Genomic DNA, 13,715 nt, shown 5'->3' on the forward strand with positions numbered 1-13,715 from the left:
AAAATAAGCAGGCTTAAAAAAACTCATCTGGCTACGAGACACATATTGTGAATAAAAAACGTAAACTTTCAGTGGTCGCTATCGCTGTCTCCTTCTTTGCGGCAAATCAAGCAGGAGCAGCCAATACCTGGGCAGAAGCACGTAACGATGCAATGGGGGGAACCGGTGTTGCATCAGCTAATTATGGCAGTGGAGCATTAATCAACCCTGCATTGCTGGCAAAAGCCAAGCCGGAAGATGACATCACGATTATCCTGCCGAGCGTGCAGGCGCAAATTACCGACAAAGATAACCTTCGCGATGAAATCGATAACATCAATGACAAAATTGATGGTTACAAGGATGTGATCGATAACCTGACCGCCGCACAGGTCATTGCTAACCCGATTGGTACATTGAATCAGTTCCAGGGAGCGGCGAAAGATCTGGCTGACGAACTGGTGTTCCTGAAAGGCAAAACCGCACAGGCCAAAGCCGCTGCCGGCCTTGCCGTGAGCATTCCCAATGATGTGCTTTCTCTGGCCTTTGTTACCAAAGCGTATGCACACGCTCGCGTAAGTTCGAATGTCGATCAACAAGATATTGATTATCTGCGTAGCATTCAGAACAACGACGGTATTGCTTTGGGCGAAGCGCTGCGGGCGGTTGTCTCGCCAAATGGCAGTGAAGAGATCACCAAAAACCTTAACTCCACCGCCGCAGGCCGCGCGGCCATTGTTTCTGACTTTGGTATCGCGATGGCGCGCCAGTTTGAGGTCGGCGGCATACCGCTTTCCCTTGGTGTAACGCCGAAACTGCAAAAAACCTGGGTCTACAACTACACCGCCTCCATTTATGACTACAAGAGCAGCGACTGGAATAGCAGCCGCTATCGCACTGATGACACGGGCTTTAACATTGATGTTGGTGCGGCAGCTGACTTTGGCGAAAACATTACCGTGGGCTTAACCGGAACCAACCTGATCTCCCGCGATATTGATACCCAGGATGTGCGTATTCGCAACGGTAGAACCGGCAACGTCACCAATTACAAAGATACTTACCAGATTAGCCCGGTAGTGACGGCTGGTGCGGCCTGGCACAATGATCTGGTGACCTTAAGCGCTGATGGGGATTTAACCGAAACCAAAGGCTTTAAGAGCGAGAAAAACTCCCAGTACGTTGGCGTCGGTGCGGAAGTTCGCCCGCTTAGCTGGCTGGCGGTGCGTGCCGGTTACCGTGCGGATGTGAAAGGTGACGATAAAAACGTATTCACTGGCGGTGTCGGTTTTGCACCGTTTAACCGCGTCCATGTCGATTTGATGGGGCTGGTCGGCGAAGATGAAACCTGGGGCGCAGGCGCACAGCTGAGCGTCACATTCTAAGATGTTCTCACCGGAGGCTTAATGCCTCCGGTTCTCCTTTATGCTTATAAATCAGATAAGTAAGCCAGGTGGTGGGGTTATTTGCTACTCATCTTGTTGAAGCTGGTCATCAGATTGCGGTAGTCAGGGATGTGGTTAGAGAACAGGTTGCCCAATCCTTCAATGTCGTTACGCCAGTCGCGATGTAATTCACAGGCAACACCAAACCAGGTCATCAATTGCGCTCCGGCCTGCGACATACGGTCCCATGCTGAATGGCGGGTAATTTCATTAAATGTACCTGACGCATCGGTGACAACAAACACCTCGAAGCCCTCTTCCAGCGCGGATAACGCCGGAAATGCCACGCAAACTTCCGTCACCACTCCCGCAATAATCAACTGTTTCTTACCCGTTGCTTTTACTGCCTTCACAAAATCCTCGTTATCCCAGGCGTTGATATTACCTGGGCGAGCAATATAGGGGGCATCGGGAAACTGCGCTTTCAGCTCCGGTACAAGAGGGCCATTCGGGCCTGTCTCGAAGCTGGTTGTCAGAATAGTGGGTAGTTTAAAATACGTAGCGAGGTCGGCCAGCGCCAGCACGTTATTTTTGAATTTATCTGGATCGATATCCCTGACCAATGACAGCAAGCCCGTTTGGTGATCGACGAGCAACACAGCGGCATTGTTTTTATCAAGACGTACATACGGTTTAGTCATTTCCTTGAACTCCCTTTGACCCATTACGGTGATAAATAGCTTTCGCTATTAATGAACATTTCCTATGCCTACCAAAAATGTTAGGTAGTGGTTCCGTTTTGCGCAAGGCGACCCCGGGCATATATCCACAGGGAATGTAGGTCATACGTTGTCTCAGCAGGTTAACGCACTTTCTCTATGCTAGAATAATGCCCCCGCTATTTCAGGCGTCGGCGATGGCCGGACCTGAGCGGAAATCAGATACGACAAACCTATTTAAAACTGTCCAAAATGCACGGTAACCCTGAAATGACAAACCCCCATCAAACCAACGCAATGCCGCTCCATTCCTCTCAACACTGGAATGGCCGGTTTAGCGTGGCGCCGATGCTCGACTGGACGGACAGACATTGCCGCTACTTCTTGCGCCTGCTGTCGCGCCAGACGTTGCTCTACACCGAAATGGTCACCACCGGTGCCATCATTCATGGCAAGGGCGATTACCTGGCGTACAGCGAAGAAGAACATCCGGTAGCGTTGCAGCTCGGCGGTAGCGATCCGGCGCAGCTTGCCCATTGTGCGAAGCTGGCCGAAGCGCGCGGGTATGATGAAATTAACCTCAACGTCGGCTGCCCGTCCGATCGCGTGCAGAATGGTCGTTTCGGCGCGTGCCTGATGGGCGAAGCGCAACTGGTGGCGGATTGCATCAAAGCGATGCGTGATGTGGTGTCGATTCCGGTGACGGTCAAAACGCGTATTGGCATTGACGATCAGGACAGCTACGAATTTCTCTGCGACTTTATTGGCACCGTGGCCGGAAAAGGCGAGTGTGAAAGTTTTATCATCCATGCGCGCAAAGCGTGGCTTTCGGGGTTAAGCCCGAAAGAGAACCGGGAAATCCCACCGCTGGATTACCCGCGCGTTTATCAGTTAAAACGTGATTTTCCGCACCTGACAATGGCCATTAACGGCGGGATCAAATCGCTGGAAGAAGCCAAAGCGCATCTGGAGCATGTGGATGGCGTGATGGTCGGGCGCGAAGCGTATCAGAACCCAGGTATTCTGGCGTCTGTTGACCGGGAGATCTTTGGCGCAGACGTGGCGGATGCCGATCCGGTCGCCGTGGTACGTGCTATGTATCCCTACATTGAGCGTGAACTGAGCCAGGGCGCGTATCTCGGACATATCACGCGCCATATGCTGGGGCTGTTTCAGGGCGTTCCTGGCGCGCGCCAGTGGCGTCGTTATCTGAGTGAAAACGCGCATAAAGCTGGAGCGGATATCGCAGTGGTGGAACACGCGCTCAACCTGGTGGCGTCTAAGCGTTAAAATTTCACCAAAAGGTAGTCAAATTCACTAAGCTCCGCCTTCTGTCGCGGAGCTTTTTTATTGATAAATAAGTTAATTTTTCCTGGCATGGTTCTTGTAATAACCGGGAAGTTACCTCTTTGGGAGATCCATCATGCTGGAATTACTGTTTATTGTGGGCTTTTTTATTATGTTGCTGGTGACCGGCGTTTCACTGCTGGGCATCATCGCGGCGCTGCTGGTGGCAACGGCTGTCATGTTCCTCGGCGGGCTTTTCGCGTTGATGATCAAGCTATTGCCCTGGCTGCTGCTGGCCGTCGCCGTTGTCTGGATTATCCGTGCCGTAAAAGAACCGAAGGTTCCACGTTATCAACGCAATAACCGTTGGCGTTACTAAAGTATTGCGTGGTTCGTCACATACCGAAGACTTTTCCCGCAACATTGCTTAGAACCGAATAGGATTTACTTATTAAATCTGTCACTATCGCGACGTTAACGAATTCATCGCGCTGTACCCTACAATGCAGCCGAACTAAAAAAGAAAGGGCTTCCCACGGGAAGCCCTAATTCTTTCAGGCGATTAGCTTAAGGGATCAGCAGGCTTGAGCCTTGCGTCGCCCGGCTCTCCAGCACTTCATGCGCCCGCTGCGCATCTTGCAGCGCGAACTTCTGGCTGTCGGCCACATCCACTTTGATAACCCCACTGGCAATCAGCGAAAACAGCTCATTACTGGCTTCCTGCAACTCTTCCCGGTTAGTGACATAGCCATTGAGGGAAGGACGTGTGGCGTAGAGCGAGCCTTTCTGGTTAAGAATGCCCAGATTCACGCCAGTAACCGGGCCGGAAGAGTTGCCAAAGCTCACCATTAATCCGCGACGGCGCAGACAATCAAGCGACGTTTCCCAGGTGTCTTTTCCTACCGAGTCGTACACCACCGCCACCTTTTTCCCACCGGTGAGTTCTTTGACACGTTCCACCACATTCTCTTCGCTGTAGTTGATCACCTGCCAGGCGCCCGCCTGTAATGCGCGCTGCGCTTTTTGCGCGGAACCCACGGTGCCAATCAGCTTCGCGCCGAGCGCTTTTGCCCACTGGCAGGCAATCAGCCCGACACCACCGGCGGCAGCATGGAACAGGAACATTTCATCTGGCTTGATTTCGTAGGTTTTACGCAGCAGATAAAACACCGTCAGCCCTTTCAGGAATGACGCCGCCGCTTGTTCAAAGGAGATAGCGTTTGGCAACACCGCGACTTTATCCGCCAGAACGTTGTGTACCGAGCTGTACGCGCCCAGACCCGATTGCGCATATACCACGCGATCGCCCACTTTCACCTGCGTGACGCCGCTGCCCACCTTGCTTACCACGCCTGCCGCTTCGGTGCCCAGCCCGCTTGGTAATGCCGGCGGCGGATATAACCCGCTACGGATATAGGTATCGATATAGTTAATGCCAATGGCTTTATTTTCTACCTGCACTTCGTTTTCCGCTGGCGCGGCGGGGGTGAACTCAACCGCTTTAAGCACCTCAGGCCCACCATGCTTTTGAAATTCTATTCTCGTCGCCATGCTTCCTCCTGATGTGATAATCTCTCAACCCATTCATAACCCGGATAGCTCCATTCACTATGGCAGGAAATAAACCCTTCAACAAACAGACTGAAACCCGCGATGTACAACTCGAGGGGATGAAAGTGCCTCCGCATTCTATTGAAGCGGAGCAGTCGGTGTTGGGCGGTTTAATGCTGGATAACGAGCGCTGGGATGATGTCGCTGAACGGGTCGTGGCGGATGATTTTTATACCCGTCCGCACCGCCACATTTTTACCGAGATGCACCGCTTGCAGGAGATGGGCAAACCCATCGATCTGATAACGCTCGCGGAATCGCTGGAGCGCCAGGGGCAACTGGACATTGTTGGCGGTTTTGCTTATCTGGCGGAGCTCTCCAAAAATACGCCAAGTGCGGCAAATATCAGCGCTTATGCCGATATCGTGCGCGAACGCGCGGTAGTGCGCGAAATGATTTCTGTCGCGAATGAAATCGCCAACGCCGGTTTTGATCCGCAGGGGCGCACCAGCGAAGATCTGCTCGACCTTGCCGAATCCCGCGTTTTTAAAATTGCCGAAAGCCGCGCGAATAAAGACGAAGGCCCGAAAAACATCGCCGATGTACTTGAAGCGACCGTTTCGCGCATCGAACAGCTTTTCCAGCAACCGCATGATGGCGTGACCGGCGTTAACACCGGTTATGATGATCTGAACAAGAAAACCGCCGGTTTGCAGCCGTCAGATTTGATTATCGTCGCCGCGCGTCCGTCGATGGGTAAAACAACATTTGCAATGAACCTCGTCGAAAACGCGGCGATGTTGCAGGATAAACCGGTATTAATCTTCAGCCTTGAGATGCCCTCCGAACAGATCATGATGCGTTCGCTGGCCTCCCTTTCGCGTGTCGATCAGACGCGCATTCGTACCGGCCAACTGGACGATGAAGACTGGGCGCGCATCTCCGGCACCATGGGCATCCTGCTGGAAAAACGCAATATCTATATTGATGACTCTTCCGGCCTGACGCCGACGGAAGTCCGCTCCCGTGCGCGGCGCATCGCCCGCGAACATGGCGGCATTGGGCTTATCATGATCGACTACCTGCAACTGATGCGTGTACCGTCGTTGTCGGATAACCGTACGCTGGAAATCGCTGAAATCTCCCGCTCGCTCAAAGCGCTGGCGAAAGAGTTACAGGTGCCGGTGGTGGCGCTGTCGCAGCTTAACCGCTCCCTTGAGCAGCGCGCCGATAAGCGCCCGGTGAACTCGGATCTCCGTGAATCTGGTTCCATCGAGCAGGACGCCGACCTGATCATGTTTATTTATCGTGACGAGGTTTATCACGAAAACAGTGACTTAAAAGGCATTGCAGAAATCATTATTGGTAAGCAGCGTAACGGGCCGATCGGTACCGTGCGTCTGACATTTAACGGGCAGTGGTCGCGCTTTGATAATTATGCCGGGCCACAATACGACGACGAATAAATCCTCTTCATCCTTCGCATTACAGGAGCGTTAACGGCGTTCGCTGATCCCGGTCGTCTGGTTTACTACACCGCCGGGAGCCACGGGCTTGTCGTCTTCCTGTAGATGAATGATGTTGACGATTGCTTTAAGGGTAATGTAAATGCAAGCGGCAACCGTAGTAGTTAACCGCCGCGCTCTGCGACACAATCTGCAACGTCTGCGCGAACTGGCTCCCGCCAGCCGTGTGGTTGCGGTCGTGAAAGCGAACGCCTATGGACACGGTCTTCTCGAGACCGCGCGAACGCTCCCCGATGCCGATGCTTTCGGTGTCTCCCGTCTTGAAGAAGCCCTGCAATTACGCGCGGGCGGCATCACACAACCGATTTTGCTACTGGAAGGTTTCTTCGCCGCCAGTGACCTGCCACTGGTCGCTGAACACCAGCTGCATACGGTTATTCACAGCGTTGAACAACTGGAAGCGCTGGAAACGGCAACGCTGACATCGCCGGTAACCGTGTGGATGAAGCTCGATACCGGTATGCACCGCCTTGGCGTACATCCGCACGAAGCGGAGGCCTTTTATGCGCGTTTGTCACAGTGCAAAAATGTGCGTCAGCCGGTCAACGTTGCCAGCCATTTTGCCCGCGCCGACGAGCCTGAATGCGGTGCAACAGAGCGCCAGCTTGATCTCTTCACCACGTTTACCGATGGCAAACCCGGCCTGCGTTCCATTGCCGCTTCCGGTGGTACGCTGCTGTGGCCGCAATCGCACTTCGACTGGGTTCGCCCTGGCATTATTCTGTACGGTGTTTCGCCGCTCGATCATAAACCGTGGGGCGCGGATTTCGGTTTTCAGCCCGTCATGACGCTCACTTCGCAACTGATCGCCGTGCGCGAGCATAAAGCGGGTGATGCGGTCGGTTACGGTGGTACGTGGCAAAGTACGCGCGACACGCGTTTAGGCGTAGTGGCAATGGGTTACGGCGATGGCTATCCACGCGCTGCACCTTCCGGCACACCGGTGCTGGTTAATGGCCGCGAAGTACCGATAGTCGGGCGTGTGGCGATGGATATGATTTGCGTCGATCTCGGCCCGGATGCACAAGACAAAGCCGGTGATGAAGTGGTGCTGTGGGGTGAAGGTTTGCCTGTTGAACGCATTGCTGAAGCAACAAAAGTAAGTGCTTACGAACTTATCACACGCCTGACTTCGCGGGCGACGTTAAAATACATCGACTAAAAGGATTGCGCCTTGTCGCCAATGGAAATCGCTGCTTGCCTGGCTTATGCCCTCTCTGTGTGGCTCGCCGCGCGCAATAATGTGCACACCTGGTGGACGGGGATTATCGGCTGTGTGCTGTATGGCTGGGTGTTCTATTCTGTACAGCTCTATGCCGATGTCACGCTGCAACTGTTCTTTATTGCCAGCAGTATTGCCGGGTGGATCAACTGGCTGAAAGGCAACCACGGCAGCGAACTGGCGGTGCGCAAAACGCCGCTTAACCATTTGTTGCTGATGTTAGCGGGCGCGCTGATTGTCGCCGGGTGTTACGCCTGGCTGTTGCACCGTTTTACCAACGCGTGGTCGCCGTGGCTGGACTCCGCCATTATGGTTTTCAGTGTGCTCGCGCAATTTATGCTGATGGGGCGCAGGCTCGAAAGCTGGTATTTCTGGTTGCTGGTCAACACCATCGCCGTGCCGCTGTATGCCGCGCGCGACCTCTGGCTTACCGCCGGGTTGTACCTTGTCTTCTGGTGTAACGCCTGGCATGGTCTGTATCAGTGGCGCAAAGCGATGGCCGCGCGATGAAGCGCTTTGCCAGCGGGCTGGTTGTCGGAAAGTTTGCGCCGCTGCACTGCGGCCACGAACGATTGATCAACGCCGCGCTGGAACAGTGTGAGCGTGTCTGGATAGTCAGTTATTCCCGTCCGGAGTTGCCCGGCTGCGAGTCTGAAAAACGCGAGCGCTGGCTGCGTGCGCGTTTCCCGCAGTGTGACATTCTGGTGTTAACACCAAAGCGCCTTGCTGACGCCGGGTTGCGCACACCGCCGCATAACGACGCCGATGGTGATCTGCACCGGCACTACATGGCAGATATCTGTTTGCAAGTGCTGCACTGCCAACCGCAGGCGGTTTTTACCGCCGAAGAGTACGGCGACGGCTTTGCCCGCGTACTCAGTGAACGCTTCGCCAGCCCCGTCGTACATGTGCGTTTGCAGCGTGAGCAAGGTGATCAAGCGCCTTCCGGCACGCTGATTCGTCGTGATGTTCATCGCTGGCGGCACATGTTAGCGCCCGTGGTTTACCGGGATTTCGTGCAGCGCATCTGCCTGCTGGGTGGAGAATCGACCGGCAAAAGCACGCTGAGCATCGCGCTGGCCCAGGCGCTGAAGACGGCGTATGTGGCGGAATATGGCCGTGAGCGTTGGGATGAAAAGGGCGGTGAACTGGTTTATGACGACATGCTGCCGATCGCGCAAACACAGGTGCAGCGCGAAGATGCCGCCGACGCCCGGCAGTGGCTGGTGTGCGACACGTCGCCGCTAACAACGCTGTTCTATACGCTGGCGATGTTTGGCCGCGCGCCGGACGAACTCTATGCCCTGGCGCAGCGGCATTATCATCTCGTGGTGCTGTGCGAGGACGATTTCCCGTTTGTGCAGGACGGCACCCGCCAGGATGAAACCTTCCGTCAGCGCCAGCAGGCCTGGTACAGCGAACAACTGACGCAACGCGGTATTCCCTTTCTGCGCGTATACGGTTCGGTAAGCGAGCGTGTGGCGCAAATCCTTGCCGCGCTGCGTAACTGACTCGCTTATTTTTTATCACCGTTGTTGCTGCTCTCGATCTTCCTCGGCTTCCGGTTTATTGTGGTGTTCTTGCCTACTGTAAACCTGGAGAGTACACGCGTGTTTCAGAAAGTTGACGCCTACGCCGGCGACCCTATCCTGTCGTTGATGGAGCGCTTTAAAGAGGATCCCCGCAGCGACAAGGTCAATCTCAGTATCGGGCTGTATTACAACGAAGACGGGATCATCCCACGTTTGCAGGCGGTAGCCGAGGCCGAAGCGCGCCTGAATGCGCAGCCGCACGGTGCGTCGATCTATCTGCCGATGGAAGGGCTAAACAGCTATCGCAACGCCATCGCTCCGCTGCTGTTCGGTGCAGAGCACCCGGTACTGGCGCAAAAACGCGTTGCCACCATCCAGACATTAGGCGGTTCCGGTGCGCTGAAAGTTGGCGCAGATTTTCTGAAACGTTACTTTCCAGATTCCGGTGTGTGGGTTAGCGACCCGACCTGGGAAAACCATATTGCGATATTTGAAGGCGCCGGGTTTGTAGTGAGTACTTACCCCTGGTACGACAGCACCACTAACGGCGTGCGTTTTGCTGCCTTTCTGGAAAAATTGAATACGCTTCCGGCGCAAAGCATTGTGCTGCTGCATCCGTGCTGCCATAACCCGACCGGCGCGGATCTTACCCATGCGCAGTGGGATCAGGTGGTTGAGGTGTTGAAAGCGCGCAACCTGATCCCGTTCCTCGACATCGCCTACCAGGGTTTTGGTGCCGGTATGGAAGACGATGCTTATGCTATCCGCGCGGTTGCCCACGCCGGGCTGCCTGCGCTGGTCAGCAACTCATTTTCGAAAATTTTCTCGCTGTATGGCGAGCGCGTGGGCGGGCTTTCCGTGGTGTGTGACGATGCGGACGCTGCCAGCCGTGTGCTGGGGCAGCTCAAAGCCACCGTGCGCCGTAACTACTCCAGCCCGCCGAATTTTGGCGCACAGCTGGTGGCGACAGTGCTTGGCGACGCAGGCCTGAAAGCCTCCTGGCTGGCGGAAGTGGAAGCCATGCGTACGCGCATTCTGGCGATGCGCCAGGAACTGGTCACCGTGCTGAAAGAGGCAGTACCGGGCGGTAATTTCGATTATCTGCTTAAACAGCGCGGAATGTTCAGTTATACCGGCCTGAGCGCGGCGCAGGTTGATCGTCTGCGTGAAGAGTTTGGCGTTTATCTCATCGCCAGCGGACGGATGTGCGTCGCCGGTCTGAATAGCCGCAATGTGCACCGCGTGGCGAAAGCATTCGCCGCAGTAATGTAAGCATCCACTTACTTTTTCCTGTCCCCTGCGTTCTGGCAGGGGATTATTTATGCCTCAGTATTCGCTTATTCTCTGAATAATCTGCAAAAAATCCTTTTTTTCATCGGCCTCACAAGGTATGGTCTGGTAACATTTTGACCATTCGCACCATTAATAAAATATAACGAACTGATCATTTAGGGATAAATATGCGAAAGTTCATACGCGCGCTCGGCGCGGTCTGCCTGTGGATGACGTTTGGCAGCGCGGTTTACGCTTCGGCGCCCACGCCGGTATCTGAAGGCACCAATGTTGCCAAACTGGCCGAACAAGCGCCTGTTCACTGGGTTTCTGTGGCGCAAATTGAAAATTCTCTGATCGAACGCCCACCAATGGCGGTCGGATTTGATATTGACGACACGGTGCTGTTTTCCAGCCCCGGTTTCTGGCGCGGTAAAAGAACCTGGTCGCCGGAGAGCGAAGCCTATCTACAAAACCCGGCGTTTTGGGAAAAGATGAACAACGGCTGGGACGACTTCAGTATTCCGAAAGAAGTGGCCCGCCGTCTGATTGCGATGCATGTAAAGCGCGGTGACAGCATCTTTTTCATCACCGGACGCAGCCCGACAAAAACTGAAACGGTGAGTAAAACGCTACAGGACGATTTTCTAATTCCTGCGGCCAATATGAACCCGGTGATTTTCGCCGGCGATAAGCCCGGTCAGAACAGCAAAACCCAGTGGCTGAAAGCGAATAAAATCCGCATTTTCTATGGCGATTCTGACAGCGATATCACCGCCGCGCGTGAAAGCGAAGCCCGGCCAATTCGCGTGTTACGCGCTTCAAATTCAACCTATCGCCCTTTACCGCAGGCGGGCGCACTGGGTGAGGAAGTGATTGTGAACTCCGAGTATTAGCCTGAGCTTTCCTGTTTCGCCGCCTGCTGCCACACTGGCAAGAGTTCATTTTGCTGACAGGAGATGTGCATGTGGTATCAACAAACGCTTACGCTTGGCGCGAAGCCGCGCGGGTTTCATCTGGTGACGGACGAGGTGCTTGGGCAACTTCGCGATATCTCCCGCATTAACGTTGGTTTGCTGCATTTGTTGTTGCAGCACACCTCTGCTTCGCTCACCCTGAACGAGAATTGCGATCCCACCGTGCGCCACGATATGGAGCAGCATTTTCTGCAGGCCGTGCCGGACAACGCGCCGTATGAGCATGATTACGAAGGGCCGGATGATATGCCGTCGCACATTAAATCCTCTACGCTTGGTGTTTCGCTGCTGCTGCCCGTGCAAAAAGGGCGCGTGGTGCTTGGCACATGGCAGGGAATTTGGCTTGGCGAGCACCGTATTCATGGTGGCTCGCGCAAAATCATCGCCACGCTGCAAGGAGAGTAACCGCTCCATCAAACCTCCATATACCCCGGTTATAAGCCTGCATAAAGACGTGTGGGTGCGTCTGATAACACGGGGTAGTTATGGTTTTACGGAATGTTTTCGCGTGGCTGTACGGTTGGGAACCGTGCGATTTCGCCACCTACAAAATGGTCTGGCAACAACGTGGCGGTTCGGTCTGTACACATCCGGATGTGTTGCAATTTTTAAGTGCTGAAACGGGGGCGACGCTGGCTTTTTACGCTATTCGTCGCAAGCAGGTTTATGTGGGCGCGTGTTACGCAGTAAATGGGGCGTTATCGCTACAGGATCGGCGTTACCCCTTTGTTTTCGATGACATCATACTGCCGCTGCAAACGACAAAAGTGGGGTATTTACCCGCTATTACCAAACGGTTGTCGCCGCACCATCGAACAAATTTTCTCAATGTTTTATTCAGCTGTTATTTAAAAAATAAGATCTGCTACGTCAAAGAGAGCCTCTCGAAAGCGTCACAGAAAAAGCGCAACGGCGAAATGAAAAAGTTTCTTGCCTGTGGCGGTGAGGTTCGCTGGGTTGATGACTTTTCAGATAGTGAGCTGGCTGACATTTACATCGACGTGTTCAAACAGCGCTGGCAGGGTAAAATTTACTGTTTTGCGCGTGATGACTTAATCAAAACATTTGCCGCATTGCGGCATTTACTCTTTGGTGCAGTATTATTTATCCATGGTCGACTCTGCGCCTTTGATATTATTTTTATGGCCGAATGTGATGGCTATTTTTATTTCGATGATATTAATGGTGGATATTCGCAGGACTACCCTGAATTTAATTTAGGCAGTATTTTATTGTGGGTAAATATTTGCAAGGCGAAAGAATTATGTACCGCTAAAGGTAAAGAATTCAAATTTTCTCTCGGGGTCTATAAAGATTACTGGCACTATAAAAAACAGTGGTGCGACATTCTGCCGTTGGGCAGGACGCTGTTTTAATGGACGCTTCCGGCGGTGGTTATCCCCCGCCGGAAGCCTGTTTTGTTAGATTAATCTCCCAGCCGATAGCCGAAGCCGCGAACGCACTCCGGCACATTGACAATGCCCGCCTGCTGGATCTTCTTTCTTAATTTGCTGACATGGCTATCCACAGTACGATCGCAGGCATTACCCTCTGGCATGCAAGAATTCATAATCTCTTCGCGCGTAAAGACACGTTGCGGGTAGCGAATTAAATGCATCAATATCTTAAACTCTGTTGAGGTTAAGTCTGTAGATAAATCCATTTTCATCGGACCAACGTAAACCTGGTGCGTGATTTTATTAATTTCAATATTTCTGGTTTTATACAGTTTCAGGTTTTCCCGGGCATGATATTGCTGGCTTCTTTTTAAAATAACATGCACCCTGGCGACTAATTCCTCCGGGTTGAACGGTTTCACCAGAAAATCATCAGCGCCCGTTTTCAAGGCCTGGATCTTATCCGCGTCGGTGTCCATCGCCGTCAGCATCATAATCGGGACATCGGTGGTCTGGCGTAGCTCCATCAGCACTTGCCAGCCATCCTTTTTCGGCATTTTGATATCCAGAATAATAAAATCAGGCTGATATTGTTCTGCCATCCTGATTGCTTTTTCGCCATCAGCGGCATGAATCACCGCGAACTTGTCGCGTTCAAGGTAAGCAATAATCACACCGGCAATATCACTATCATCTTCAGCGACAAGAACGGTTTTCTTCTCGCCATGTAATATGCTCATCAGGCATCTCCGGGAGTTTTCTCTTTTATCCGCAATCAATTGCACATCAATGTGCTGTTTTTATCTTATTGAAAAAAATGAAAAAATAACGGTTACTTTCTACTTGTAACTATTTGTCACTCTAAAAC

Annotated in this window: 14 protein-coding genes; 11 read left to right on the forward strand and 3 right to left on the reverse strand. The window is 53.1% G+C overall.

Going from position 1 to position 13,715, the window contains the following annotated elements; genetic code table 11:
• The first annotated feature begins 47 nt into the window (after positions 1 to 47).
• The gene (locus tag BN2591_RS22075) at positions 48 to 1,364 is read left to right on the forward strand and encodes a conjugal transfer protein TraF (RefSeq protein WP_086873912.1); all 1,317 of its coding nucleotides are present in this window, start codon (positions 48 to 50) and stop codon (positions 1,362 to 1,364) included.
• Positions 1,365 to 1,441: 77 nt separating this feature from the next.
• Here BN2591_RS22075 and ycaC read toward each other — a convergent pair whose 3' ends face one another.
• Entirely contained in the window at positions 1,442 to 2,065 is a 624-nt protein-coding gene (gene ycaC, locus BN2591_RS22080; protein ID WP_086873913.1) for an isochorismate family cysteine hydrolase YcaC, read from the reverse strand.
• Positions 2,066 to 2,335: 270 nt separating this feature from the next.
• On the opposite strand from ycaC, the gene dusA reads away from it, so the two are divergent.
• Both dusA and pspG read left to right on the forward strand, forming a co-directional pair.
• Positions 2,336 to 3,373, forward strand: coding sequence for a tRNA dihydrouridine(20/20a) synthase DusA (dusA, locus tag BN2591_RS22085; protein ID WP_086873914.1), 1,038 nt, complete (start codon positions 2,336 to 2,338; stop codon positions 3,371 to 3,373).
• Positions 3,374 to 3,506: 133 nt separating this feature from the next.
• The gene (gene pspG / locus BN2591_RS22090) at positions 3,507 to 3,749 is read left to right on the forward strand and encodes an envelope stress response protein PspG (RefSeq protein WP_086873915.1); all 243 of its coding nucleotides are present in this window, start codon (positions 3,507 to 3,509) and stop codon (positions 3,747 to 3,749) included.
• Positions 3,750 to 3,937: 188 nt separating this feature from the next.
• On the opposite strand, the gene BN2591_RS22095 is transcribed toward pspG, so the two are convergent.
• Positions 3,938 to 4,921 carry a quinone oxidoreductase gene (locus tag BN2591_RS22095; RefSeq protein WP_086873916.1) on the reverse strand — a complete coding sequence of 328 codons (984 nt, stop codon included), beginning with the start codon at positions 4,919 to 4,921 and terminating at the stop codon, positions 3,938 to 3,940.
• Between the two features lie 59 nt (positions 4,922 to 4,980).
• Here BN2591_RS22095 and dnaB point away from each other — a divergent pair, with 59 nt between their 5' ends.
• The 8 genes from dnaB to BN2591_RS22135 all read left to right on the forward strand — a co-directional run bounded on the left by dnaB (position 4,981) and on the right by BN2591_RS22135 (position 12,826).
• Positions 4,981 to 6,387 (forward strand): replicative DNA helicase, encoded by a 1,407-nt coding sequence (dnaB, locus tag BN2591_RS22100; protein ID WP_086873917.1) that lies wholly within the window; start codon positions 4,981 to 4,983, stop codon positions 6,385 to 6,387.
• Positions 6,388 to 6,529: 142 nt separating this feature from the next.
• Positions 6,530 to 7,609, forward strand: coding sequence for an alanine racemase (gene alr, locus BN2591_RS22105; RefSeq protein ID WP_086873918.1), 1,080 nt, complete (start codon positions 6,530 to 6,532; stop codon positions 7,607 to 7,609).
• Between the two features lie 12 nt (positions 7,610 to 7,621).
• Entirely contained in the window at positions 7,622 to 8,179 is a 558-nt protein-coding gene (pnuC, locus tag BN2591_RS22110) for a nicotinamide riboside transporter PnuC (protein ID WP_208616158.1), read from the forward strand.
• Complete coding sequence (locus BN2591_RS22115; protein ID WP_086873983.1) at positions 8,176 to 9,180, forward strand: AAA family ATPase; 1,005 nt, start codon at positions 8,176 to 8,178, stop codon at positions 9,178 to 9,180. Before pnuC ends, BN2591_RS22115 begins: the two co-directional genes overlap by 4 nt.
• Before the next feature lie 99 nt (positions 9,181 to 9,279).
• The gene (gene tyrB / locus BN2591_RS22120; RefSeq protein WP_086873920.1) at positions 9,280 to 10,473 is read left to right on the forward strand and encodes an aromatic amino acid transaminase; all 1,194 of its coding nucleotides are present in this window, start codon (positions 9,280 to 9,282) and stop codon (positions 10,471 to 10,473) included.
• A 188-nt stretch (positions 10,474 to 10,661) separates the two neighbouring features.
• Positions 10,662 to 11,369, forward strand: coding sequence for an acid phosphatase AphA (gene aphA, locus BN2591_RS22125; RefSeq protein ID WP_086873921.1), 708 nt, complete (start codon positions 10,662 to 10,664; stop codon positions 11,367 to 11,369).
• A gap of 69 nt (positions 11,370 to 11,438) precedes the next feature.
• Entirely contained in the window at positions 11,439 to 11,855 is a 417-nt protein-coding gene (locus BN2591_RS22130) for a secondary thiamine-phosphate synthase enzyme YjbQ (protein WP_086873922.1), read from the forward strand.
• A gap of 80 nt (positions 11,856 to 11,935) precedes the next feature.
• Positions 11,936 to 12,826, forward strand: coding sequence for a GNAT family protein (locus tag BN2591_RS22135; protein ID WP_086873923.1), 891 nt, complete (start codon positions 11,936 to 11,938; stop codon positions 12,824 to 12,826).
• Positions 12,827 to 12,876: 50 nt separating this feature from the next.
• Here BN2591_RS22135 and BN2591_RS22140 read toward each other — a convergent pair whose 3' ends face one another.
• On the reverse strand, positions 12,877 to 13,632 hold the full coding sequence (locus tag BN2591_RS22140) for a response regulator (RefSeq protein ID WP_244173049.1): 756 nt from the start codon (positions 13,630 to 13,632) through the stop codon (positions 12,877 to 12,879).
• Between the last annotated feature and the right edge of the window lie 83 nt (positions 13,633 to 13,715).

The sequence above is a fragment of the Kosakonia pseudosacchari genome (assembly GCF_900184035.1).
Classification (GTDB): domain Bacteria; phylum Pseudomonadota; class Gammaproteobacteria; order Enterobacterales; family Enterobacteriaceae; genus Kosakonia; species Kosakonia pseudosacchari.

Bases quoted from the DNA above. Each gene is read 5' to 3' on its own strand.
- ycaC (WP_086873913.1), bottom strand. From the start codon at position 2,065: ATGACTAAACCGTATGTACGTCTTGATAAAAACAATGCCGCTGTGTTG.
- dusA (WP_086873914.1), top strand. From the start codon at position 2,336: ATGCACGGTAACCCTGAAATGACAAACCCCCATCAAACCAACGCAATG.
- pspG (WP_086873915.1), top strand. From the start codon at position 3,507: ATGCTGGAATTACTGTTTATTGTGGGCTTTTTTATTATGTTGCTGGTG.
- BN2591_RS22095 (WP_086873916.1), bottom strand. From the start codon at position 4,921: ATGGCGACGAGAATAGAATTTCAAAAGCATGGTGGGCCTGAGGTGCTT.
- dnaB (WP_086873917.1), top strand. From the start codon at position 4,981: ATGGCAGGAAATAAACCCTTCAACAAACAGACTGAAACCCGCGATGTA.
- alr (WP_086873918.1), top strand. From the start codon at position 6,530: ATGCAAGCGGCAACCGTAGTAGTTAACCGCCGCGCTCTGCGACACAAT.
- BN2591_RS22115 (WP_086873983.1), top strand. From the start codon at position 8,176: ATGAAGCGCTTTGCCAGCGGGCTGGTTGTCGGAAAGTTTGCGCCGCTG.
- aphA (WP_086873921.1), top strand. From the start codon at position 10,662: ATGCGAAAGTTCATACGCGCGCTCGGCGCGGTCTGCCTGTGGATGACG.
- BN2591_RS22130 (WP_086873922.1), top strand. From the start codon at position 11,439: ATGTGGTATCAACAAACGCTTACGCTTGGCGCGAAGCCGCGCGGGTTT.
- BN2591_RS22135 (WP_086873923.1), top strand. From the start codon at position 11,936: ATGGTTTTACGGAATGTTTTCGCGTGGCTGTACGGTTGGGAACCGTGC.